Source organism: Rossellomorea sp. RS05 (assembly GCF_039822645.1).
Classification (GTDB): Bacteria; Bacillota; Bacilli; order Bacillales; family Bacillaceae_B; genus Rossellomorea; species Rossellomorea marisflavi_B.
On sequence record NZ_JBDKWY010000003.1, the window covers coordinates 210756 to 235375 of the forward strand.

At 49.9% G+C, this 24620-nt stretch carries 24 protein-coding genes; 6 read left to right on the forward strand and 18 right to left on the reverse strand.

What is annotated here, in order from left to right; translation table 11 throughout:
* Positions 1-86: 86 nt before the first annotated feature.
* The 5 genes from accA to dnaE all read right to left on the reverse strand — a co-directional run bounded on the left by accA (position 87) and on the right by dnaE (position 7438).
* The gene (gene accA, locus ABJ225_RS10915; protein WP_053426357.1) at positions 87-1067 is read right to left on the reverse strand and encodes an acetyl-CoA carboxylase carboxyl transferase subunit alpha; all 981 of its coding nucleotides are present in this window, start codon (positions 1065-1067) and stop codon (positions 87-89) included.
* Positions 1061-1930 (reverse strand): acetyl-CoA carboxylase, carboxyltransferase subunit beta, encoded by an 870-nt coding sequence (gene accD, locus ABJ225_RS10920; RefSeq protein WP_347320133.1) that lies wholly within the window; start codon positions 1928-1930, stop codon positions 1061-1063. Before accD ends, accA begins: the two co-directional genes overlap by 7 nt.
* Before the next feature lie 129 nt (positions 1931-2059).
* Positions 2060-2725: a FadR/GntR family transcriptional regulator gene (locus ABJ225_RS10925; RefSeq protein ID WP_056534934.1), complete on the reverse strand. Its 666-nt coding sequence runs from the start codon at positions 2723-2725 to the stop codon at positions 2060-2062.
* Positions 2722-3960, reverse strand: a complete 1239-nt coding sequence (gene ystJ / locus ABJ225_RS10930) for an NADP-dependent malic enzyme (protein WP_053426354.1) — start codon at positions 3958-3960, stop codon at positions 2722-2724. Before ystJ ends, ABJ225_RS10925 begins: the two co-directional genes overlap by 4 nt.
* 139 nt (positions 3961-4099) lie before the next feature.
* Positions 4100-7438 (reverse strand): DNA polymerase III subunit alpha, encoded by a 3339-nt coding sequence (gene dnaE, locus ABJ225_RS10935; RefSeq protein WP_347320134.1) that lies wholly within the window; start codon positions 7436-7438, stop codon positions 4100-4102.
* 132 nt (positions 7439-7570) lie between these two features.
* Here dnaE and ytrH point away from each other — a divergent pair, with 132 nt between their 5' ends.
* Together ytrH and ytrI are read left to right on the forward strand one after the other, a co-directional pair.
* On the forward strand, positions 7571-7906 hold the full coding sequence (gene ytrH, locus ABJ225_RS10940) for a sporulation membrane protein YtrH (protein WP_048006342.1): 336 nt from the start codon (positions 7571-7573) through the stop codon (positions 7904-7906).
* On the forward strand, positions 7903-8406 hold the full coding sequence (gene ytrI, locus ABJ225_RS10945; RefSeq protein WP_347320136.1) for a sporulation membrane protein YtrI: 504 nt from the start codon (positions 7903-7905) through the stop codon (positions 8404-8406). Before ytrH ends, ytrI begins: the two co-directional genes overlap by 4 nt.
* A gap of 281 nt (positions 8407-8687) precedes the next feature.
* Here the strand turns inward: ytrI and ABJ225_RS10950 are convergent, their stop codons facing one another.
* Positions 8688-9626, reverse strand: a complete 939-nt coding sequence (locus tag ABJ225_RS10950) for a DHH family phosphoesterase (RefSeq protein WP_218247313.1) — start codon at positions 9624-9626, stop codon at positions 8688-8690.
* 85 nt (positions 9627-9711) lie between these two features.
* Here ABJ225_RS10950 and ABJ225_RS10955 point away from each other — a divergent pair, with 85 nt between their 5' ends.
* Entirely contained in the window at positions 9712-10014 is a 303-nt protein-coding gene (locus tag ABJ225_RS10955; RefSeq protein ID WP_056534927.1) for a YtpI family protein, read from the forward strand.
* Positions 10015-10056: 42 nt separating this feature from the next.
* On the opposite strand, the gene ABJ225_RS10960 is transcribed toward ABJ225_RS10955, so the two are convergent.
* From ABJ225_RS10960 to ald, 3 genes are all read right to left on the reverse strand, one after another.
* Positions 10057-11376 (reverse strand): DRTGG domain-containing protein, encoded by a 1320-nt coding sequence (locus ABJ225_RS10960; protein ID WP_056534925.1) that lies wholly within the window; start codon positions 11374-11376, stop codon positions 10057-10059.
* Between the two features lie 99 nt (positions 11377-11475).
* Positions 11476-11706 (reverse strand): hypothetical protein, encoded by a 231-nt coding sequence (locus ABJ225_RS10965; protein ID WP_056534923.1) that lies wholly within the window; start codon positions 11704-11706, stop codon positions 11476-11478.
* 201 nt (positions 11707-11907) lie between these two features.
* Positions 11908-13026: an alanine dehydrogenase gene (ald, locus tag ABJ225_RS10970; RefSeq protein ID WP_347320140.1), complete on the reverse strand. Its 1119-nt coding sequence runs from the start codon at positions 13024-13026 to the stop codon at positions 11908-11910.
* A 144-nt stretch (positions 13027-13170) separates the two neighbouring features.
* Between ald and ABJ225_RS10975 the strand changes: the two genes are divergently transcribed.
* Positions 13171-14484 (forward strand): purine-cytosine permease family protein, encoded by a 1314-nt coding sequence (locus ABJ225_RS10975; protein ID WP_347320142.1) that lies wholly within the window; start codon positions 13171-13173, stop codon positions 14482-14484.
* Positions 14485-14496: 12 nt separating this feature from the next.
* Here the strand turns inward: ABJ225_RS10975 and ABJ225_RS10980 are convergent, their stop codons facing one another.
* Entirely contained in the window at positions 14497-14640 is a 144-nt protein-coding gene (locus ABJ225_RS10980; RefSeq protein WP_159640757.1) for a hypothetical protein, read from the reverse strand.
* A 105-nt stretch (positions 14641-14745) separates the two neighbouring features.
* On the opposite strand from ABJ225_RS10980, the gene ABJ225_RS10985 reads away from it, so the two are divergent.
* Positions 14746-15201 (forward strand): universal stress protein, encoded by a 456-nt coding sequence (locus ABJ225_RS10985; RefSeq protein WP_079516617.1) that lies wholly within the window; start codon positions 14746-14748, stop codon positions 15199-15201.
* A gap of 40 nt (positions 15202-15241) precedes the next feature.
* On the opposite strand, the gene argH is transcribed toward ABJ225_RS10985, so the two are convergent.
* Complete coding sequence (argH, locus tag ABJ225_RS10990) at positions 15242-16621, reverse strand: argininosuccinate lyase (RefSeq protein WP_347320145.1); 1380 nt, start codon at positions 16619-16621, stop codon at positions 15242-15244.
* Positions 16618-17832, reverse strand: a complete 1215-nt coding sequence (locus ABJ225_RS10995; RefSeq protein ID WP_286188407.1) for an argininosuccinate synthase — start codon at positions 17830-17832, stop codon at positions 16618-16620. Before ABJ225_RS10995 ends, argH begins: the two co-directional genes overlap by 4 nt.
* Before the next feature lie 169 nt (positions 17833-18001).
* On the opposite strand from ABJ225_RS10995, the gene ABJ225_RS11000 reads away from it, so the two are divergent.
* A complete protein-coding gene (locus ABJ225_RS11000) occupies positions 18002-18301 on the forward strand; it encodes a hypothetical protein (RefSeq protein ID WP_218247307.1) in 300 nt (99 codons plus the stop codon).
* A gap of 37 nt (positions 18302-18338) precedes the next feature.
* On the opposite strand, the gene ABJ225_RS11005 is transcribed toward ABJ225_RS11000, so the two are convergent.
* The 6 genes from ABJ225_RS11005 to ABJ225_RS11030 all read right to left on the reverse strand — a co-directional run bounded on the left by ABJ225_RS11005 (position 18339) and on the right by ABJ225_RS11030 (position 24416).
* Positions 18339-19172: an EcsC family protein gene (locus ABJ225_RS11005; RefSeq protein WP_347320147.1), complete on the reverse strand. Its 834-nt coding sequence runs from the start codon at positions 19170-19172 to the stop codon at positions 18339-18341.
* A gap of 250 nt (positions 19173-19422) precedes the next feature.
* Positions 19423-20616: an acetate kinase gene (locus ABJ225_RS11010; protein ID WP_218247305.1), complete on the reverse strand. Its 1194-nt coding sequence runs from the start codon at positions 20614-20616 to the stop codon at positions 19423-19425.
* 878 nt (positions 20617-21494) lie between these two features.
* Positions 21495-22481, reverse strand: coding sequence for a class I SAM-dependent methyltransferase (locus ABJ225_RS11015; protein WP_347320310.1), 987 nt, complete (start codon positions 22479-22481; stop codon positions 21495-21497).
* Between the two features lie 123 nt (positions 22482-22604).
* A complete protein-coding gene (tpx, locus tag ABJ225_RS11020) occupies positions 22605-23105 on the reverse strand; it encodes a thiol peroxidase (RefSeq protein ID WP_053426339.1) in 501 nt (166 codons plus the stop codon).
* A 129-nt stretch (positions 23106-23234) separates the two neighbouring features.
* Complete coding sequence (gene ytfJ / locus ABJ225_RS11025) at positions 23235-23690, reverse strand: GerW family sporulation protein (protein ID WP_048007462.1); 456 nt, start codon at positions 23688-23690, stop codon at positions 23235-23237.
* A gap of 15 nt (positions 23691-23705) precedes the next feature.
* On the reverse strand, positions 23706-24416 hold the full coding sequence (locus ABJ225_RS11030; protein ID WP_218247303.1) for a DUF2953 domain-containing protein: 711 nt from the start codon (positions 24414-24416) through the stop codon (positions 23706-23708).
* Positions 24417-24620 lie beyond the last annotated feature (204 nt).

Here is a 24620-nt window from a genome sequence, read left to right on the forward strand (position 1 = left end):
ATTAAAATTCCTTTTTATTACATATACCATCCAGAAAGAGAAAAGGACCGACAAAAGTCTTTATCCACTTTGTCAGTCCGCATTCTTTATGATTTTACCCCGATACGATCATTTAAAACAGTATACTCGCCAATTGCCTTAAATTTATCATAACGATGCTGGACGAGCTCCTCTTTAGACATAGAGATCAGCTCTTTAAGGGATTGTTTCAATACGGCCTCGATCTTCTCGGATTGGGTTTTGACATCTTTATGCGCCCCGCCCTTGACTTCTTCGATGATTTCATCGACGATGCCCAGTTCTTTCAGATCCGGTGCCGTGATCTTCATTGATTCTGCTGCTTTTTTGGCTTGGGTGGCATCCTTCCAAAGGATGGCTGCCGCGCCTTCCGGGGAGATGACAGAGTACGTGGAATTCTCCAGCATGTGGATATGATTCCCGACTCCGAGTGCAAGGGCACCACCGCTTCCCCCTTCACCGATGACGATGCAGATGACAGGGACGGTCAGGCCGGCCATTTCAACCAGATTCCTGGCGATGGCTTCGCTTTGACCCCTCTCCTCTGCTGCTTTCCCGGGGTATGCGCCCTTTGTATCAATGAAACAGATGATCGGACGATTGAACTTATCGGCCTGCTTCATGAGGCGAAGCGCTTTGCGGTACCCTTCAGGATGAGGCATCCCGAAGTTGCGCCTGATGTTTTCCTTCGTATCTTTCCCCCGCTGGTGGCCGATGATGGTCACGGGCACCCCGTGGAAACGACCGACGCCGGAAACGATGGCTTCATCATCCCCATATGTCCGGTCACCGTGCATCTCCATGAAGTCAGAGAAAAGATTCTCGATATAATCGAGGGTGGTGGGACGATTCGGGTGGCGGGCGACTTGAACCCTTTCCCACGGTTTCATATTCTCATAAATATCCTGTTCAAGCTTCTGAAGCCTGTTTTCAAGTTTTTCGATTTCGTTGGAAAGATCCACGTCTGAGTCTTTCGTGAACTCCTTCAGCTCGGAAATCTTCTTCTTCAGCTCGAATACGGGCTTTTCAAATTCCATTTCATTTACCATGAGAGGTCACCGTCCCACTGATGTAGATCAACTAACGTACCGATTTTATCTTTCAGGTCCAGCCTGTTCAACACGTCATCAAGCTGACCGTGCTTCAAAAGGAATTCAGCCGTCTGGAAGTCTTCAGGAAGATCTTCGCGGATCGTCTGCTCGATGATCCGGCGACCGGCGAATCCGATGAGTGCACCCGGCTCTGCAAAGTTATAGTCTCCGACGGATGCGAAGCTTGCCGACACCCCACCGGTGGTAGGGTGGGTCATGATGGAGATGAAGAGCCCTCCATTATCACTGAACCGCTTCAGGGCGACACTTGTTTTGGCCATCTGCATGAGGGAAAGGACCCCTTCCTGCATCCTAGCCCCACCTGAAGCCGTGAAAATGATGAATGGGACCTTTCTCTTGTCTGCTTCTTCGACTGCCCTCGTGATTTTTTCACCGACGACAGACCCCATGCTTCCCATACGGAAGCGCGAATCCATGATGGCAAGGACGATCTCATTGCCGTTCACCTTCCCGCTTCCTGTCAGCACGGCTTCGTTCATATCTGTCTTTTGACGGTCTTTATCAAGTTTCTCCAGATAATCTGGGAACCCGAGTGGATTGACGGATGCAAGCTCACGATCGAGTTCGGTGAATGTTCCTTCATCGATGAAGCTGTCCACCCGTTCATGGGAGCTCATGCCATGGTGATACCCACAATGCAGGCAGACCTTAAGGTTTTTTTGGAGCTCTTTCGTGTACATGATCTTCTTGCATTCCGGGCACTTTGTCATGATTCCTTCCGGTACATCATGTTTTGCACCTTCGGAAGGGATTGTTGCGTATTTCCGTTTTTTCGGTTTATTAAATAGTTCCTTCAGCAAGGCTAAAACCTCCTTAACCAATTACAGACATCCCCTGGCCACCACTACGTGACGGGCAGGAGATGACTGCCTTATCTCTCTATTCGTGCATTCGAAAAAACTGCTTGTCTATCAGTTTACTGGATTGAATCAGAAAAAGATGTTGGAAACTGTCAGCTCTTCGTCGACATTATTCCGCACTTTTTTATAAGCTTCCTGCACAGCCTCTTTGTCCTGATTCCCGATACCCTCTAGCATGCTCAAGATGTCTTTTTTCAAATCGCTACAAAGAGGGGTTTTCCCGCATATGAGTGTTTCGTAATCATTCAATATATTCCATATCCGATGAGCCAGATGATTCGGGGCATGACGCACGATTTCACTGAGTACATCACCCAGGGAGAGATCTTCCGCGCCCTGGACTTCCTCTGCCATCCCCTTCAAGGATTCCTTCTCAATGAAAAGGGCCCGTAAGGCCTCTTTTTCAATCATAATCTTCATGTGCAGAATATCATTTTGAGTTTTATGATCTTCGAGGATGAACATCCCGAGGAGATCGATCAAATGATGTTCGCGGAAATCCCGTAGGAAGGTCCCTTCCCCTCTCCTGGTCTCAATGAGTCCCAACAGTTCGAGTGCCCGGAGCGCTTCCCTTACAGAGGAGCGCCCTACATTCAAGCGTTCGGAAAGTTCCCTTTCAGAGGGAAGCTTATCGCCCGGGGTGAGCCCGTCATTCGAGATGATTTCCTTCAGCTGGTGAACGATCCCGATGTAGACTTTCGGATGGGTCTTCAGGGGGTTCACGTCGGACTTCATTCTCCCTTCCCGATGACCGCTAACTCTTCCGTTTTTTTACGGATCTCTTCAGGGTCTACCTTCAAGCGCGCGACGCCTGTTTCCATGGCGGCTTTCGCTACTGCTGCAGCCACGGCTGGAGCGACGCGTTTATCGAATGGAGCCGGGATGACATAATCGGCATTGAGCTCATCTTCACTGATGAGTTCAGCGATGGCCTCGACGGCCGCCTGCTTCATTTTCTCGTTGATATGGGTCGCACGGACGTCAAGTGCCCCTCGGAAGATTCCAGGGAAAGCAAGGACATTATTCACCTGATTCGGGAAATCGGAACGGCCTGTCCCGATGACTTTGGCACCTGCTGCTTTCGCAAGATCCGGCATGATCTCAGGAATCGGATTCGCCATGGCAAAGATGATTGGATCCTGCTTCATGGATGACACCATTTCCTCTGTCAATGCACCTGCAACGGACACACCGATGAAGACATCGGCATCCTGAAGGACTTCTTTCAAGCCGCCTTCGATCCGGTCACGATTCGTGAATTTCGCTACTTCGTCCTTGATGCTGTTCATTCCTTCAGGGCGACCTTCGTAAATGGCACCTTTTGAATCACACATGATGATATCCCTTACCCCATAGCGATAAAGAAGTTTGATGATGGCGATCCCTGCAGCTCCCGCCCCGTTGGCGACAACCTTGATCTCACTCATTTTCTTGCCGACAATCTTAAGGGCATTCACAAGACCTGCTACGGTGACGATGGCAGTACCATGTTGATCGTCATGGAAAATCGGGATATTCGTTTCTTTCTTCAAACGCTCTTCGATTTCAAAACAGTTCGGTGCAGCGATATCCTCAAGATTGACCCCCCCGAATGTCGGCTCGAGCAGTTTGACTGTTTCGATGATCTTCTCGACATCCGTCGTGTTCAAACAGATCGGGAAAGCATCAACACCTGCAAAACTTTTGAATAGGACGGCTTTCCCTTCCATGACAGGCAGGGCTGCTTCGGGTCCGATATTTCCGAGTCCGAGTACGGCGGTCCCATCAGAGACAACGGCCACCATATTGCCTTTCATTGTATAATCATAGACCGTTTCCGGTTTATCATAGATATCTTTGCAAGGCTCTGCTACTCCTGGAGAATACGCAAGGCTAAGGTCCTCCGCATTCCGGACTTCCACTTTAGACTTTGATTCCAATTTCCCCTTGTTGACACGATGCATATGAAGGGCTTCTTCTCTTAATGACAAATCGCTTCATCTCCTTCAGAAATTGAATAACGTTTGAATGATAAAGAATAAGTGCTGGACAGAAAGTGGTCTTGACCCTAGTGGTCAGACCACCTTTTTCTATTAAACAATAATATAAATATAGATGTAAGTAAAGACGTTATTGCAACACGACGTTTCGATTCCCTAATAATTTTCTCAGGGAACCTATTGCTTCATCCGCAGAACGGCGATTGAAGCCTTGGGGTAGCTTGACCGTCTTTTTCTCTTCCTCGAAGTAAATCAGGACTTCTGTATCACCGACATGTTCCGCCACGATCCCTTTGATGTGTGTCAGCATGCTCTCCTGATCTTCCCCTTTGCCGATTTTAAGGAAAAGACGCTTTCCGTCCGGCCCGTTCAGTTCTGATGCATCACCGATCGTATTCACAATGAGCTGCAGGCGGTCGTTCCTCTCCTCCATATTCCCTTCGAGGATCAGGACCTTCCCGTCCTTAAGGAGGTTCATATTCCTCTTATATATATTGGGGAAGATCACACCTTCGAGATCCCCCGTTTCATCCCCCATTTCAATAAAGGCCATGACTTCTCCCTTTTTCGTCCGTATGGTCTTCACAGCCGTCAGATACGCACCGATCTTCACCCTGGCGCCTTTCTTCGCATCGGCAATGGGGAGGAGTCCATGCCTTTCGAATCGTTCACGGTGGGATGACACGGGATGATCGGATAAGTAGAGTCCCAGAACCTGCTTCTCGAACTGCAGCTTGGTGTCCAGGGACATCGCCTCCACTTCGACCGTCTTCGGCTTGGGGAAGAAATCTTCTTCGTCTGCGAATAGATCGTCATCGGGTCCGATGAGTTCTGCATGTTCGATGGCCACATCGAGACTTGCAAGAAGAACTGCACGGTCTTCACCGAATTCATCGAAGGCACCCGCGAGGATCAAATTCTCAAGGATGCCGCGATTCATCACTTTCAGGGATACCCTGATGACAAAATCGAACAGATCCGCGTATGGGCGGTCCTGCCTCGCCCTTGTGATTTCTTTCAGGGCAGCGGCTCCGACCCCCTTGATGGCCCCGAGACTGTATCGGATCCTGTTTTCCCCTTCCACTTGGAACATGAAGTGACCCGAATTGATCGACGGCGGAAGGATTTCGATTCCCGTCTGCCGTGCCTCGCGGATATAGTGGGCGATCTTCCCATCATTCCCAACGGAAGCAGTCAACAGGGAGGAAAGGAAGTAGGCGGGATAATGCGCTTTAAGATAGGCAAGCTGATAGGCAATCTTACTGTAAGCGACAGCATGGGACCGGTTGAATCCATAGTCTGCAAACCGGACGATAAGGTCGTACACATCATTGGCAGCGGCCTCTCCGTATCCCTTCTTCAATGCCCCTGAAACGAAATGCTCCCTCTCCCGGTCCAACACTTCCTTCTTCTTCTTCGATACGGCCCTTCTCAAAAGGTCCGCTTCCCCGAGTGAAAAACCTGCCATCTTCGAAGCGATCTGCATGATCTGCTCCTGGTAGACAATGACCCCATAGGTGGCTTCCAAGATCGGCTTGATCTCGGGAATCGGATAATGCGGGACCTCTTCCCCGTGCTTCCGCCTGATGAACATCGGGATATTCTCCATCGGGCCCGGCCGGAAGAGGGCGTTGACCGCCACGATATCTTCGAACGAGCTCGGCTTCAGTCTTGTCAGCACGCTTCTCATCCCGTCAGATTCGAGCTGGAATACCCCGCTCGTCCTTCCAGCAGAGAGTAATTCAAAGGTCTTCTCATCCTGGTCGGAGATGGTAGATAGCTTGAATGTCCTCTTGCTCCCCCGCTGAATGCTCTTGACGATCCGCTCCAGGATGCTTAAATTCCTAAGGCCGAGGAAATCCATCTTGAGAAGCCCGATTTCTTCCAACGTATCCATAGGGAACTGGGTAAGGTGGATGCCCGTCGGACTGCCCTGGATGGGGACCCACTTCACAAGGGGCTCGTCGCTGATCACAACCCCTGCCGCGTGGGTGGATGTATGCCTCGGCAGCCCCTCGATCTGCTTGGCCACCGTGAAGATCCTGCGGTGGAGGTCGGAGCCTCCGATAAGGTCACGAAGGGCCGTTGAATCCTGATACGCTCCCTCAAGGGTCAAACCCGGTTTGGATGGAAGCAATTTCGACAGCTGCTCCTGCTCCTTCATATTCAATCCGAACACCCTTCCCGTATCACGGAGGGCTGCCTTTGCGGCGAATGTACCGAATGTGATGATCTGGGCAACGTGCATGCTACCGTACTTTCCTTCCACATAGTCAATCACTTCATCGCGGCGGTGATCGGGAAAGTCGATGTCGATATCCGGCATCGTCACACGTTCGGGGTTCAGGAACCGCTCGAACAGAAGATCATGACGGAGGGGATCGACGTCGGTGATATCAAGGGCATAGGAAACGAGTGATCCTGCAGCAGAACCCCTTCCCGGTCCAGTCAAGATCCCGTTTTCCCGGGAAAATTTCATGAAATCCCACACGATGAGGAAATAATCGCTGAAGCCCATGTCCCCGATGACGTTGAGTTCATAATCCAGGCGGTTCAGATAAAGATCCGTTACATCATCGACCTTTCGATGCAGTCCGCTTTCACACTGTTTCGTCAGTTCCGAGAGGGCATCGACACCTTCTGGGAGGGGATATTTCGGGAGGAGCTGCTGATGGAAGGGAATGTCCACCCTGCATCTTTCCGCGATTTTCAATGTGTTTTCAAGGGCATCCGGAGCATCACTAAATAGGTCGACCATGGCTTCCCTCGGCTTCAAATAGTAATCGCTGCTCTTCAGAACAACCCGTTCCTCATCGTCCAATTTCACTCCGTCACGGATGGCATTCAAGCATTCCAGGGCGAAATGCTCGCCCTCCTCCAGACAGCGCACGTCATTCAGGGCCACCACTTCCGTTCCCGTCTCTTTGGCAACGGCTAGGATCATGGAGAGCAGTTGCTCTTCTTCGGGCAGTCCATGATTCTGGAGACCGAGATAGAAGGATGACGATCCGAAAAGATCTTGATAGAGACGGATCTTCTCCACGGCCTGCTCTTTGTCATCGGCCAGAAGCAGGCTCTCTACTTCCCCCTTCAAGCCAGGTGAGATGGCAATGAGCCCTTCGTGATAGGAGTGGAGCCATTTCAACGGGATTCCTTCGGGGGTCTTCGCTCCGATGCTGCTGGAGATTTTCATGAGGTTCTGATAGCCTTGCATGTTTTCACAGAGGAGAACCATCGGATAGGATTCCGTATCGCTCACGGCCACATCCGCCGTCAGGCCGATGATCGGCTTGATGCCTTCTTTCAGGCATTGTTTATAAAATGGCACGACGCCATACATCATATTTTGATCGGTAAGGGCCAGGGCCTTGAACCCGAGTTCCTTCGCTTTATGTACGAGTCCATTTATGGAAATCGTGCTTGAAAGCAAGCTGAAGGAGCTTGCTACCTGTAAATGAACGAACGACATGATTGCACACCCTTTATTCCTTAGTAATTCCATTATAGGGATGTTCACATAAAAAAGAAAATATGTTCTCCCTCATATCCTGTCCCCTCATCCCATATAGATATCATAAAGACAAGCACGGGAGATGATGTTATGACAGAAGCTTTCTTCCCAGAACTGTTCAAAAGCTTCTTTATCGCCATGGGGGTCCTTCTCGGGGGATCGCTCCTTGGCGGACTCGCTTCATTCGCCATGGGACAGCCCCTTTTCATCGAAATGTGGAGGCTGTCCAACTTCCTCCGCATCTGGGCCATCATCGCGGCCATCGGAGGCACCTTTGACACGGTGTACAGTTTTGAAAAAGGATTCCTGAACGGAGAGACAAAAGAACTCTTCAAGCAATTCCTTCTGATTCTTGCAGCACTCGGCGGGGCCAACACGGGAGCCATGATCATCAGCTGGCTCACGCAGGAGCACGTCTCCTCATGAGGATCCCCCCTTTTTACAGGCTCCCTTCCTTTCAGCGATTCTTTGCCGGTGCCGTCATAGGCGGCATCGTCAGTTGGATGATCTTCATCTTCATGTACGGCTCCATGCATGAAAAGCAGACTCAAAAAATACTAGATCAGCAAACACAGATCGATAAACTGACGAGCACCTTATCTTATCTTCAGGAAGAAAATAAAGAATTAAATGAAGAGAATGAGGACGAGTTGACGATCCAGGAAGTGAGGGTGAAGATCCTCAATCCGACCAAAACCAAGGTGGAATTATTAAGCCTCCACCGGGCAGAGGAAACCTTGAGCCAGGATTTAAGGAGTCTTCTAAATCAAAATCTGGAGACAGCCCATGATAATAAAGAACTCATCAAAAAGATCATCGAGAACAAAACCATCAAGCTGAACGATAAGCCTTTCAGACTTGAAGTGAAGGAAATCTACTTTTACACCACCACCGACCTTACCCTGGCCCTCAAATACGAAGAATAGGCTGGGACAAGAGTGTTTTCGTCATAGTAAAACCCGAACGATCTTACCTGAGATCGTTCGGGTTTTTAATGAGATGGTAGTTTACTTGTACCTAGCGGGTGATTGGCGTGCAAAACGAAGACTCCTGCGGGAAGAGTAGCTGATGTGAGACCCCGCAGGCTTGCCGAGGAGGCTCACAGGCTACCCGCGCGCAGTCTTGCACGGAAATCATAAGCGGTATTAAGAAGCCATACTGATATTGTTCGTCATGACCTTTTTTGTTTTGTCCCAACCTTTTGTCATCATGATTCCCTGCATACGTCCCGAAGATCCTCCATCACATGGGCCTTTTGTTCCCACGAATGAATGGACGCCCCTGCTGCCAGCGGGTGGCCGCCTCCGTTGTATTTCTTCGCCACCGTATTGATGACCGGGCCCTTGGAGCGGAGCCTGACCCTGATCTGGTCATCTTCTTCTATGAAGAAGACCCACGCCTTCATTCCTTTAATGTTCCCGAGGACGCTGACAAGGAGTGATGCCTCGGATGGCACGACATCGAATTCCTCAAGGATTTCCTTCGTCATGGTCATATTCCCGCATCCGAGCTCATCCATTTCGAAGTTCTGGAGCACGTATCCATGCAGTTTCACCACGTTGGCATCGACTTCGTACATTTTATTGAACAGGTCATTCCGGTCGAAATCCTTGCGTATGAGTTCACCTGCGATATCAAATGTCTTTTGGGTCGTACTCGGATAGAGGAAGCGTCCCGTATCTCCGACGATCCCTGCAAATAAGAGACGGGCTGCACTGTCCGGGAGGGTCAGTCCTTTGTCCTTCCCGAACTCATAGAAATCATAGATCATCTCACTCACCGAACTCGCACTCGTGTCCACCCAAAGGACATCTCCGTATGGGTCCTCGTTCGGGTGATGATCGATTTTGACGAGCTGATCGCCGAGACTGTAACGGAGATCGCAGATCCGTTCGGCGTTGGCCGTGTCACAGACGATAACAAGGGCTCCCTCAAACACATGATCTTCGATTACATCGAGACGGTTCAGATAATGGAGCGTCGGCTCTTCTTCCCCGACGGCAAAGATTCTTTTATCCGGAAAAGAAGCTTTGAGGATTTCCACAAGGCCTCCCTGCGAACCGTAGGCATCCGGGTCTGGTCTCACATGGCGGTGGACGATGATGGTTTCATATTGCTTGATAAGATTCAGGATTTGATCTTTCATGGAAATCTCCTTTGTGATTTATATTGGCAATGGCGGGAATTATCTGTAAAATAAGAGCGAGAAACTTGAACGGGGGTTGTCCATCTTGTATTTCTTCGCATTTTTCGTAGTGTTAGCGTTTTCCTTCTACCTCTTCTATAAGGTGAAGCAGGTAAGGACAAAACGGCCCATGGAGAAAAAATGGCTGTCCGCCAAGTCCAGTATGGCACTAGGCTTGTTCGTGGCCCTTTTTGGCATCAATCAGCTCATCCTGTTCTCCGGCACCGTCACGTATGTAGTGGGGATCTTTTTCATCCTCATCGGAGCCGGGAGTTTATGGATGGGGTTCCGCTATTATAAACATGTCCTTCCCTATGCTCAGCGGGAAGCGGAAGAATTGAATCAGTGATTCCTTTGGCCTGCCGGCACCCGGCAGGTCCTTTTCGTTGCATCAGTGGCGATCGATGAGCTGACAGATCATCAGGGATTTCCCGACAAGCACCCCATCGTGATAGACTTCCACATCCACTTTCCCGAATTTCCTTCCCACATCAAGTACCTTCGGATGGATATCCAGCATGCTTTCCATCTGAACGGGCTTGATGAAGTAGATCGTCATATTTTCAATGACGATATCCCCTTTTTTATACGGCTTGAGGGCACGATTGGCCGCCTCTGTCATCAGGGTGGTGAAGACACCGTACGAAATCGTCCCGATCCCCGTCGTCATCTGGGGCGTGACGGCGAACTGATAGGTTTCCTTATCGCCTTTGCGCTCTGAGGCAGCTTGTACCCCGTTGGTGATGATGTCTTCGATCGTCTCCCCGACCTGAGGCTGACGCTGGATCATTTGAAGGGCCTTCAGCACATCCTGACGACTGACGATCCCCATCAGCTTATGGTGTTCATTCACGACAGGCAGCACTTCGATCCCTTCCCAGATCATGATATGGGCGGCTGAGGCCACGCTCGTATTGCCGTTGACTGTGATGGGATGGCGGGTCATGATCTTGTCGATCCCCATATGCTTTTCCTGCCCCATGACATCCTTTGAGGTAACCATCCCGATAACCTTCCTGTTCCCATCGACGACGGGGAATCGGCTGTGGAAGGTGTACTGGTTCTTTTCATACCATTCTTCCAGCGTATCATCGATATGGAGATGGACCGTGTCCTCTATGGGGGTCAGGATATCCTCCACAAAGATGATTTCCTTCTTGATGAGCTGATCAAAGATAGCCCGGTTGATCATCGTGGCGACGGTGAAAGTATCATAGGACGTCGAAATGATCGGAAGTTCCAACTCATCAGCCAATCGCTTCACATGATCTTCTGCGTCGAATCCTCCCGTGATCAACACGGCCGCCCCTGCCCTAAGCGCATGCTCCTGCGCCTGGGAACGGTTCCCGATGATCAAGAGGTTCCCGGCTTCGGTATAGCGCATCATGGCTTCCAGTTTCATGGCCCCGATGACGAATTTGTTCAGCATTTTATGTAAGCCGGTCTTCCCGCCCAGCACTTGGCCGTCAATGATATTGACCACCTCTGCATAGGTCAGCTTCTCGATGTTCTCTTTTTTCTTCTGTTCGATCCTGATGGTCCCTACACGTTCAATCGTACTCACATAGCCTTTTGTTTCCGCATCCTTGATGGCGCGGTATGCCGTTCCTTCACTGACATTGAGGGCTTTGGCGATCTGACGGACGGAAATCTTTTCCCCGACCGGGAGGGTATCGATATACTCTAGTATCTGTTCATGTTTAGTAGCCAACTCGTTCACCCTTCTTTATATCGTCCTATTCATATTATAAGGTGAAGACCCCCTCCGTTTCAATCTCAGGGGGAATCGAATACCCGACTCCCCCTTCCGTCATCGACCGAGTACGCGCTTCCTCTCCGGCTGCTTCGTGCCCTTCTTTCCTTTCTTCGGTGAATAAAGCACGGCTGCGAAGTTCCCCGCAAGGACGAACATGGCAAGGATCAGCCATGAAAGGGAGAACCACCCTTCCATCCCCTCTGCAAAGATCGACAGCCTCGGTACTGCATAATAGAGTAAAACCCCCGTCATTAATAGACAAAGGACGTATCGCTGCTTTTTCATTCATCCCACTCCTTCCTGCTTACCCCATCTATATGCACGGATCTCGGGAAAGTTGTCCCAGGATGAAGAAGTCTTATGATATAAAAAAGGATGATGCCAGGTCCGGCACCATCCATTTAGTGTTATGACTAATCTCAGAGGGTAGGAGAACTCCGGATCAGAGTTTTTCATCTGATCCGGAATAGGCCCTTTACCTTACCCTTACACCTGCTTCAATTGGGTGAGGGTATCGGAATAATCGAGATCGTGGGCCTCCGCAACCGCTTTGTAGGTCACATAGCCGTTCAATGTATTGATTCCTTTCATCAGCGGCTCATGATCCATGCAGGCTTTCTTATAGCCCTTATTGGCAATGAGCAGGGCATAGGGTACGGTCACATTGGTCAGGGCGATTGTGGACGTACGAGGCACTGCACCCGGCATATTGGCCACCGCATAATGGACAACTCCGTGCTTCACATAGGTGGGATGATCATGGGTCGTGATCCTGTCCGTCGTCTCGAAAATCCCTCCCTGATCGATGGCAATATCCACAACGACCGAGCCGGGGTTCATGGACCGGATCATCTCTTCGGTCACGAGCTTCGGAGCTTTTGCCCCCGGTATGAGCACCGCTCCGATCACAAGATCCGATTCCTTCACGGCATGCTCAATATTCAAGGGGTTGCTCATGAGCGTGGTCACATCACGGCCAAAAATATCATCAAGCTGCCGCAACCGCTCGGGGCTGAGATCGAGTATCGTGACGTCGGCACCAAGACCGACAGCCATCTTGGCCGCATTCGTCCCGGCGACTCCACCCCCGATGATCGTCACCTTGCTTCGACTCACTCCCGGAACCCCGGAAAGAAGGACCCCTTTCCCGCCGTGGATCTTCTCAAGGAACTGCGCCCCGATCTGGGTCGCCATCCTTCCTGCCACTTCACTCATAGGAGTGAGAAGCGGGAGGGAACGGTTCACCTCGACGGTCTCATAGGCGATCCCCACCACCTTGTTCTTGATCAGGGCCTTCGTCAGTGCAGGCTCAGGTGCAAGATGGAGGTATGTAAACAGGATTAGCCCCTCGCGGAAGTACCCGTATTCCTCTGGTAGCGGTTCCTTCACTTTCATGACCATCTCTTTGGCCCACGCTTCTTCTGCACCGTCGACGATTTTCCCTCCGGCGTTCACATAATCTTCATCGGTGAAGCCCGACCCATTGCCTGCGCCCGACTCGATGAACACCTCATGACCATTCACCACCAGGTTCACGACACCAGCAGGAGTCATGGCCACCCTGTTTTCATTATTTTTGATCTCTTTCGGTATGCCGATCTGCATAGTCCTTCCTCCTTCTTTCCTGATGAACACGAAAGCGTCGATCCATACTTCAAGGTATTCAACGAAAACCCTTCTGTTTCCTCTCAGAAATCATTACAATAAGATATGTTCAGTGTCGCCAAAGATAAAGGAGTTTATGTGAAAATGAAAACGTCCATGATCGAACGATTCGGCCTTGAATCCGTCCCTCAAGATAAAAAGACTACCTCTTGGAAAGAGTACTTCATCATCCAGCTCGCGTTCTCCGTCAATTCAGGGAACTTCCTTGTACCGGCACTTGCCGTGGTCCAAGGCGGCCTGCCCTTTTATGCAGCATTCCTCTCGACGGTATTAGGTGCCTTCCTGGCCTTCTTCTGCGTATCCATGCTGTCCCTTCCCGGTTCCCGATACGGGCTGCCAGCTCAGTATGTCCTCCGGTCCGTCCTTGGTAAAAAGCTTTCCATGAGGGTCGCTTCACCGGTCCGCACCCTTACATCCCTCTATTGGTTCAGCGTGCAGACCATCGGCGGGACGCTGGTCGTCACCTCCATCATCAAGAAATTGACCGGTGCCTCCATCCCGTTCATCCCTGTGGCACTCGGCCTCGCCCTCTTGATGACCGCTCTGGCCCTTGTCGGCTTCGAAGCAGTCAAACGTGCCACCAAGTGGTTCATTCCCATCTTGATTGCCGGCCAGTTCATCCTGTTGGCCCTATTCCTTACAGGAGACCAAGGCGGAACAGTTCATCAGGGCAACTTCTCGACAGGAGCATTCTTCTTTTACGGAAGCCTTGCCTTCGTCCAGTATATTTCCGGTGTGAGTGCGGCATCCGATATGACCCGATATAGCGTAAGTCCACGTCAGGGGTTCTGGGGCGTCCTTGGAGGAAACATGACCGGGTTCATGATGACAGCCCTTCTTGGCGGGATATGCGCCAGCCTTTACGGGGGATTGAATCCCTTCGTGACAGCCGGTGAACTCACCTCATCCGTGTTGCTGCTGTCGATCATCACCATCTCGGCCCTGGTCTCCATGATTTCCATCAACCTTAGCAATGCATATACAGGAGGCTACAGTCTGCTCAATGCCCTTCCACACCTGAGCAGGATCCAGAGCGCACTCCTCTTCTCCATCGCCGGGATCATTCTCAGTCTGTTCCCACAGCTCGTCTATGGGGCAGAAGGGTTCATTTCCCTCCTTGGCATGCTGTTGGTACCCTTATCGGCCATCATTGTCAGCGACTTCCTTCTTCTCAGGAAGGGAGGTCTTCACGAACGTGACCTCGCCGCCCTCGCTGCAGGAACGACGGTTACGAACAAGACAGCCATCTACGTGATGGTGGCAGGCATCGCCCTGTATGCGCTCCTTCCCGATTTCCTGTCACCGGGCTTCCTGTCTTTCTTATTTACTGGGGCTCTCTACTTTTTCGCGAATCGGCTCCAAAAAGAAAAAGCCTCGATCACCCATCAGGCAGGGTGATCGAGGCTCCTGTTAATTCTCTTTCTTTTCCTCGGCATCATAGCGTCCGTCCTCAGTACCGACAACGCCGCTCGTGTATGAATCCATAATCTGCTGACTTACCTGCTCGCTTGCTCCTTCATCATATGTGAGCTGCTTGTTTTCATCCTTTTTCAAGATGGTCCCTCCTCCATTCGTAGGAAATTCCACCTTATTGTTTGAAAATTCGCTACAGAAATACGTGGGAAAATATAGTATGATAAAGAAAAGGAGGGGTTGAAGATGGGTTTGAAATATCGTGATATTCTAGTGGCTGTAGATGGATCAAAAGAAGCGGAATGGGCCTTCAAAAAAGGAATTGCCATTGCCAAGAGGAATGATGCTGTCCTTTCACTGCTCCACGTCATCGACACTCGGTCTTATGCCGCCATCGACTCCTATGATCATACCATCGGGGAACGGGCCATCAAATATGCAGAAGAGCTGCTTGGTGAATATAAAACCAATGCGGAACGATGCGGCCTCACCAAGATCCACACCTATGTAGAGTACGGATCACCCAAAGTGGTCATACCGAAGAAAGCCTCCGAAAAAGGAAAAGATCTTATCATTTGCGGGGCGACCGGTCTTAACGCTGTGGAACGTTTCCTGATCGGCAGCGTTTCGGAGCACATCACGAGGGCCGCCAAATGCGACGTCCTTGTGGTCCGGACCGAAGAGCCCGATGAAGAAGAGTAACACATACAACATCCCCCTGAATCCATTCAGGGGGATGTCTTTATTTAGTCACCAAAGCACCTTTGGCTTTTTCAATTTGAATCTTCACTTGTTCAAAGCCGGTACCGCCATAGGAATTCCTACGCTTCACGGCTGCAGAAGGGGCGATGATGTCATAAATGTCGCTTTCGATCAGTTCTGAATGCTGTTGATACGTAGCGAGAGTCACATCCTTCAGGAAGTAGCCCTGCTCGATACAATGTAGCACAAGCTTCCCTACGACCTCATGGGCCTTACGGAACGGCATGCCCTTGGCAGCAAGATAATCGGCAAGCTCCGTCGCGTTGGAGAAATCGGTCCCTACCGCTTCTTCCATTACGTCTTTATTCACCGTCATCGTATCCATCATGCCCGTAAAGATCTTTAAGGAGCCGATTACGGTCTTCACCGTATCGAACATCCCCTCCTTGTCCTCCTGCATGTCTTTGTTGTAGGCAAGAGGCAACCCTTTCAACACGGTAAGGAGCGATAGAAGGTTTCCGTTCACCCTTCCTGTCTTCCCGCGGACAAGCTCTGCCATATCGGGGTTTTTCTTCTGAGGCATGATGCTGCTTCCTGTCGTGAAACTGTCATCAAGCTCGATTAAGTGGAACTCCTCCGTTGACCACAGGATAAACTCTTCTGCGAGGCGCGAAAGATGCGTCATGAGGATCGCACTGTTGCTTAGAAACTCCAAGATGAAATCCCTGTCGCTCACAGCATCCAGGCTGTTTTCGTATACCCCGCTGAATCCAAGGAGTTCGGCCGAATACGCCCGATCGATCGGGAAGGTGGTCCCGGCAAGCGCCCCTGCTCCAAGGGGGGACAGATCAATGCGCTTCATGGAATCATTCAGGCGCTCCTTATCACGATCAAGCATCCAGTAGTACGTCATCAGATGGTGGGCAAATGAAATCGGCTGGGCACGCTGCAGATGCGTATACCCTGGAATCATCGTCTCGATATTATCCTCGGCCTGCTTCAATATGGCCTCCTGGAATTCTCCGATCAGCCCGATGACCTCTTCCACCCTTTTCTTCAGGAAGAGATGCATATCGGTAGCGATCTGGTCGTTCCGGCTTCTGCCTGTATGAAGCTTCCCTCCCACCTCGCCGACCGTATCGATGAGAAGCTTCTCAAGATTCAGATGGATATCCTCATACTGGGTGGAGAACTCAAGGCTGCCTGCTGCAGCCTTCTCCTCCAGTTCATTCAATCCACCAAGGATCTGGTCGGCTTCTTCAGCCGACAGGATCCCGCATTTTTTCAACATGGTGACATGGGCCTTGCTTCCCTCGATGTCTTCCATGACCAGTTCCTGGTCGAATGAAATGGACGCATTGAATTCATCCACCCACTCTTCAGGTTTTTTCGTAAAACGTCCTCCCCATAACTTCATCATAGAGAAACCTTTTCCTTTGCCGGTTTATTCACCATGGATGATACTTTCGTCGGAAGACCCCAAAGCTTGATGAATCCGACAGCGGCATCATGGTCGAATTGATCGGCTTTCGTATACGTCGCAAGGTTTTCGTCATAAAGCGAATTCGGAGACATTCTTCCTTCCACGATGGCATGGCCTTTGAACAATTTCACACGGACGGTCCCGTTCACGAACTGTTGGGATTCATCGAGGAACGCCTTCAAGGCTTTGTTCAACGGTGAGAACCATAGTCCTTCATAGATCAATTCGGTCATTTTCTTCTCGATGACCGGCTTATAATGGGCAAGTTCCTTCACAAGGGTCAGATCTTCCAGCTCTTTATGTGCTTTCAGCAACGTGATGGCAGCCGGGCATTCATAGACCTCGCGGGACTTGATGCCGATCAGGCGATTTTCCACATGGTCTATACGGCCGACACCGTGCTTGCCTCCAAGGATATTCAGCTTGGCAATGAGTTCATGAAGCGGATAAGGAACAGAGTCCAGTGCGACCGGCACCCCTTTATCGAAGGTGATTTCCACCGTGTCGGCTGTGTCAGGCGCTTCCTCGATGCTCACGGTCAGATCATACGCGTCTTCAGGCGGTGCTGCCCAAGGATCTTCTAGGACGCCGCACTCATTGCTTCTTCCCCATAGGTTCTGGTCGATGGAATACGGGGAGTCAAGGTTGATCGGAACCGGAATCCCTTTCTCTTTTGCATATTCAATCTCTTCTTCCCTTGACCATTTCCAGTCACGGACCGGTGCAAGTACCTCAAGTGAAGGATTCAACGCTGCAATGGAGACTTCAAAACGAACCTGGTCGTTCCCTTTTCCCGTACAGCCGTGAGCGACTGCCATTGCATTCTCCTGCTCCGCGATCTCCACAAGTTTTTTGGCGATAAGGGGTCTGGACAGGGCCGACACCAACGGATATTTCCCTTCATAGAGAGCATGGCTTTGCAGGGCCAGCAGGGCAAATTCATCCGCGAATTCTTGTTTCGCATCGATCACATAGCTTTTGGATGCACCGACCTTCAATGCTTTCGATTGAACGAAATCAAGATCCTTTCCTTCCCCGACATCCAGGCAACATGCAATGACTTCGTATCCTTTTTCTTTCAACCACTGAACTGCAACTGACGTATCTAAACCACCTGAGTAGGCTAAAACCACTTTTTGATTCAACATAATTCCCTCCAATAAATCTTCTCGATTGAATAAATATTCTTTAAGTTGAATTAATATTAGCATCTATTGTGTATTTATTCAACACTTATTCACGAATTTGTATAAATTCTTCGAATCCTTCCGTGAAATCGTGTAGGATGGAAATGAGTCTACGAAATGAGGGATCACCATGATCAACTTTAAAACAGATGAGCGCTTGAAGATCCGGCTGCCCGACCTGACCCGGGACTGGCACGAATACCCTCCCCATCAGCAACAAAGGATTCTGATTGAGTGGGAAAAGATCCGTGGCACCATCCCCGATCGCATCAAGGAACTCGAATGGGAAATTGATACGCTGCTGACCGACTTGTCAGAGGAAGACGATTTCGAACGCTCGTGCCTGATCAATGAACGCATCAGCGACCGGGCTTCAGCCATCAACGATCTATGGATCTGGTATCGGACCAATCCGGAAATCCATGCATAAAAAAACGACGGAGAATTCTCTCTCCGCCGTTTGCGTTTCAGCTTTTCTTTTCTCTTAAATACCTGTACTGATAATACTTCTCTGCAAATGCAGTGATCCTCCTGGACAGCTGATAATTGGAGCCCGCCCCGATTGCCATGGAGATCAGGGGCAGCCCCGACCATTTCTTGCCCTTGAACATGGAAATCGCCAGTGCCTTCATCGATTGCTTCAGCGTCCCCTCAAGCCAGGTATAATCCGTCAGCTGTTCGGATCCGTCAAAGAAATACGTTGCCCCCTTGCTCTCCAGGTCCTGAAGAAGATCGTCCCATGTCTCGGCCTGCAGCCTGGCAGGCAGGGTGGCCGCGTGGAACACCTTCAGGGAAGTCATCGTTTCAAACGGCGCCTGGACGTCGCAGCCATAGGACGCGGCGATCAGCTGGATGGAACGAAGATTGATGACGGCCATCGCAGGAAGATCAGAGCCGAGAGCCACCAAGCCGCCTGTGCCGGTGATCCCCCCTTGGACAAGGGAGTAGAAGCGGTGACGTCCCGCATGCTGTTCAGCGATATAATGCAGCTGATCAATGGACAGGACAGCAAGATCATCCACCACCTGGATATCGGGGTTAAAGGTCCGGGCAGTGGACAAAATCCGTTCTTTGGCATCGTTTTGCATCTGCGACCCTTGGATCAGGGAGTGCAGTTGAAACAACCAGCCGTCCAAGCGCTGAAAAAATGATTCCTGCACCTCTTCAGGCACCGCTCCAAAGGCCGTGTCCAACCATTTCACATATGTAAACTCGAGGTCATTTGCTTCATAATCGTACAAATCACGTTTCCAAGCCTTGATAGAATCCCATACCTGTTGATCTCTCTCAGACCAGCTCACTCCATCCACTCCTCGCACAAACTAGATTTGCTTTAAGTATATCACACTCATTTTGGAAATCAGCCTGAAAATGCCGGTGGAAAATCAAGTGGCGACTCCATTTTTGACCCATTTCATATCATTTCACCGCACTCTCTCTGTTGATCCGACATTCCACCTTCCCGTCTTCTACTTCTTTTCTTAAATCAGTCAATGTTACGCGGAATAAGAAAAAGCCTTCACCCGGTCTGGGTGAAGGCTCTGGCAGCGATCAGATATCGCCTTTTTCAAGAACGTCACGGGCGATCATGACTTCTTCGTTGGTCGGGATGACCATGACTTTAACCGGTGAGTGAGGGTAGCTCAGGAATGTCTCTTCCCCGCGCGTCGTGTTGCGTGCAGGATCCCAATAAACACCCATGAACTCAAGGCCTTTAAGGACCCTTTCACGAACGATCAAGCTGTTTTCACCGATTCCTGCAGTGAAGACAATGGCATCGACCCCGTTCATGCGTGAAGCATATGAACCGATGTATTTGTGGATGCGGTTAGCGAATACGTCAAGAGCAAGCTCAGCACGCTCGTTCCCTGCTTCCACCCCATCCTGGATGTCGCGAAGATCGCTTGAGAATCCGGAAACACCGAGGATCCCTGATTTTTTATTCAAGACGTTCAACACTTCATCAGCTGTTGAATCGGTTTTTTCCATAATGAAGGGAATCAACGCAGGGTCGATATTACCTGAACGTGTACCCATTGCCACACCCGCAAGTGGAGTGAAGCCCATAGATGTATCGATGGATTTGCCGCCTTCGATCGCGGCGATGCTTGCTCCGTTACCCAAGTGACAAGAGATCAGGCGAAGCTGCTCTTTCGGGCGACCGAGCATCTCAGCTGCACGCTCAGAGATATATTTATGGGATGTACCGTGGAAGCCGTACTTGCGGATTCCGTATTTTTCGTAGTACTCATATGGCAGGCTGTACAGGAATGAACTTTCAGGCATCGTCTGATGGAAAGCTGTATCAAACACAGCAACAGCCGGCACGTTAGGCAGGATGTTCCTGAACGCTTGGATTCCAGTCAGGTTCGCCGGGTTGTGAAGGGGTGCAAGCTCTGAGAGCTCGTCGATTTTCTCCAATACTTCATCAGTGATGAGGACGGATTCATTGAATACTTCCCCACCGTGTACAACGCGGTGACCGATTCCTTCGATTTCATCAAGAGAAGAAATGATGCCGAAACCAGTGAGCTTGTCCAAAAGCATTTTAACAGCCACTTCGTGATTCGGGATATCGGTGATTTCTTCGTTTTTCTCGCCGTTTACAGAAATGGTGAAGACGGAATCCTTCAGTCCGATACGCTCAACGAGTCCTTTTGTGATGACGGTTTCTGCCGGCATATCAAAAAGCTGAAATTTCAAGGAAGAACTTCCAGCGTTAATTGCAATGACTTTTTTTGCCACGGTATATCGCTCCCTTTATGTTTGAATCTCTTCATTTATTTTGTTCCATGAACGAATTTTTATCTCTCAATTCCTCATTTAATCACTAGCCCACCCCCATTTCAAGAAAAAGCTTGAAATGACATCGGTTACATGTTAAATTAATTATTTTCCCAAAATTTAAATAACGGGTGCAGAGGTCTTTTTTTCAATTAATTCAGCTAATTCATCCTGGAACAAGGACCGGGTGGATGGGGATTTTGTTCTCCTTGGAGGGGAAATGGATGTGGGGACCGTTCCTTTTCGCTGCGGGCGCTTGCTTTCCTGCGGGGAGGGCGTCGAGCCTCCTCGTGCCTGCGGGGTCTCGCTACTCCTCCTTTTCCGCTGGAGTCAAGCGCCCTCCGCTCCAATCCACTCTTTGCTATATAAGAGAGTCCCAGTGATTTTTATTCAGGGGTGAGTTCCAATCTCTCCACCTTTGCAGTAAGTTTGGACCTTGGAACGGCATTTGCTGGTAGAACACCCATGTAGCATATAGCAGTCCCGATGAGGCAGACATCAGAATGAGAATCGAGCCCCTTTCATTTTCAAAAGAAACATCTTAAAAAAAGTAGGACCACTTCAACTTACAAACAGGTTCTATCAACACCCTTCTCCTCACAAAGTAAGAATCGCCAAAATCGAGACCTCCTCTTCCCAAAAGAGTGCCTCGCAGCGAAGGACAGCCGACTCCTACGGGAAAAGTGGGCAGGGTGAGACCCCGCAAGCATGAGGAGGCTCACCGCACACCCCGTGGAAAGCGGCTGTCCACAGCGGAGAGGCACGGACCCCTCATCATCAAACACCATTCTCAAAAAGAGAAACAAAAAAAGGCTGCTCACAAGCAGCCTTTCATTCGATCATCGTTTATTTTCAGTCAGCCATCCATCGATCTTACCAAGGATGTCCTGCAGCGCTCTCTGGTTGGACAGGCTCGGAAGCTGTGCCAACAGGATTTCTTTCGGCGCCTCCACCCCTTCACCCTTCTTCTGAAGGATCAAGATGCTCTTGGCGGACTGCTTATTCTTGAATAGGGACAGGGGCAGCTGTAGAAAGCCCTGGATATTCGCCGTTTCATTCAAGAAGTTTTGAAGCTGAGGTGCAAAAGGAGACTCAAACAAATTGTTCGGGACGATAAAGAACAGATAGCCTCCTTCTTTTGTGTGCTTCAGGCTCTGCTCGATAAAGAGATGATGGGCATACGAATGACCCTCATCCGCCTGCAGCTCATAGTCCTTCGCCCTCGTATCATTCGGATAGTATCCGATTGGAAGGTCACTCAGGACAAGATCCACAGGATCGATCATGAGCGGTTCAAGGGAATCCTGGTTGAAGAGCTGAAGGGGATGCTTTTGCAGGTTGGCTCCTACATAGGCAAGCTTGATCAGCACGTCATCGATCTCCACGCCGACGGACTCGGTCTCTTTCCCTGTCAGGTGGTTCAGCACCGTCGTCAGGAGATTACCTGTTCCGATCGCCGGGTCCAGGACCTTGAGCGTCTCCATTCCTTCGGTAAAACGGTTCACCAGATAGCTGATGAACATGCCTAGGGAATCCGGCGTCATCTGGTGATTCGGCTGGACATTTTCTTTCATCCCTTTCAAGATGGCAAATTGGAAAGCTTTCCGGATATCTTCATCTGCCGTCTCGTCAAGGTTCAGTTCCGCGTATTTTTTGGATAATCGCTTCTTCGTAAGCTCGCTGAGTTCATCTTGGAGGATCTCCTCCTGAAAGAGATTCTCTCCTGTTTCAGCGACTGCCTCCAGATAGGTACAGTTGAGCTCCTCCTGAAGAAGGGTTGAGGTTTCATCGAGTATGCCGAAGAGTGTTTCGACTGGTGAATTCATCATGTACGTTCATTCCTTTTCACGGTTTGGTGCTTTTATTGTAACGTGGGCATCGCCTTTTGTAAAAACCAGACCCTTTTTGCGGCAAAAAAGGATGCTGGCCGGGGCCAGCATCTGGTGTCATTATTTTGCGTTTTTAACCGCTTCGATTGCTGCTTCATAGTTCGGATGATCGGTTCCTTCGCTCACATACTCTGCATACGTTACTTCGTCGTTGCTGTTCACGACGAATACGGAACGTGCCAACAGACGGAGTTCTTTCATGTAGACGCCGTATGCTTCACCGAAGCTCATATCACGGTGATCAGATAGGGTTTGGACATTCTCGATGCCGTTTGACCCGCACCAGCGTTTTTGTGCGAAAGGCAGATCAGCGGAAATAGTCAAGACTTCCACATTTCCGAACTTGACTGCTTCTTCATTGAACTTTCGTGTTTGGGCGTCACAGACGCCTGTGTCGATAGAAGGAACGACAGAGATCAAACGCACCTTGCCTTTTGAATCCTGAAGTGTCACTTCTGACAGATCGTTAGCCAGTACGGTAAAGTCAGGTGCTTGGTCCCCTGCTTTGACTTCGCTGCCTACGAGTGTGACAGGATTGTTTTTGAATGTGATAGATGCCATTATGTATTCCTCCTTTAAAATAGGTTGTACTTCTTCATAGTACAGAAAAGAGGTGAGGGTGCGCAACTGTTATGGCTTACCCTTTCTGGAAAGAAAATGAGGCATGCAGGAATCTGCACGCCTCAAGGCTTAGAAGTCTACATTTTGTTTATGGTGATCCGGTCCGTGTCCATCATGGTCTTTCTTCAGCATGCTCTGAATCTTTTCGATGGCACCTGGTGCAAGATCGAGAAGTCGGTCAAGGAGATGGGTATTTTCATCAAGATGAAGCATTTTGATGCCCCTTGAACTGACGATCAGAAATGCGATCGGGGTGATGGATACACCTCCACCGCTTCCTCCACCGAAAGGTTGTTGCTTTGGTCCGGACTGCGGCTTGTCTCCATTATCTCCTCCTTTACCCTTGCCGTCGATGATGAATTCACTGCCGCCTGCAGCAAATCCGAACCCGACTTTCGATACCGTCAATATCACGCTTCCGTCCGGTGTTTCGACTGGGTCGCCGATGATCGTATTCACATCGATCATTTGTTTCAGATTTTCCATGGCGGTGGTCATTAATCCTTCAATAGGATGTTCACTCATGCCAGTTCCTCCTTATTATACTGAATGTTTTTCACCTGAGATGGTGGACAAGGGCCTGGTTTTGAACGCTGCCCTGCCGCCCCTCCAAAAACGAAGTATCTTGAAACCTACGAGGATAGCATTCCCAATTCTAAATTGGATGATACATGAAAATCTGGTTTGGATGATCGCTTGTTGAAAGTCGGGCACCACCTGCAGATCCGGCATGGACTGAAGTTTTATGTACCCGCTCATGAGACTGATGATGCTTCCTTTCAGCCCCCATATCGCCCCTGTGAAGGATCCTGTGGCAGCGGCATCACCCGTGCCGATCTTCGTATGCCAGATGACATCATCCATCTTTACTTTCTTCATGAAATGCCGGATGATCCGGTGCAGGGACCGTACATGGGCGAGGAGTGTTTTCGTATCTTTGAGGCTATTCATGAATTCAGAAGGGGTCACCTTTTTCTTTTCCTCTTTTTCCTTACTGGAAGAGCCGGCATCCCCTGCCTTCTTCTTTTCTTCCAGGACGACATTGGGACCATCATCATCGACTTTCACCATGGGGATGTCGATCGTATATTTAAGGATTCCATACCAGGCCCTGAGCATCACCTTGAAATGATCATTATCATTTCCGTGATAGAGGGATACGGTAATGGTCAGTTTGGTTATAAAAATGATTACTAATAATAGCAGCAGCAACGCAGCGAGGATCAGGAGGGTCCATACCCACCAGCTCATATCCATCACACCCCTTCAACTTCCCATTATCGCCTCGACGATCATGATTTAAACCTTTCTTTTCCTTTTGGCCCCCCCCCTCTACGATCAAGCATGGAGGGGATTCCAATCTCAAATACAAAGAAAGAGGCTGGGACAAGAGTGTTTTAGTCATAGTAAAACCCGAACTATCTTGCTTGAGATAGTTCGGGTTTTTGATTTGTT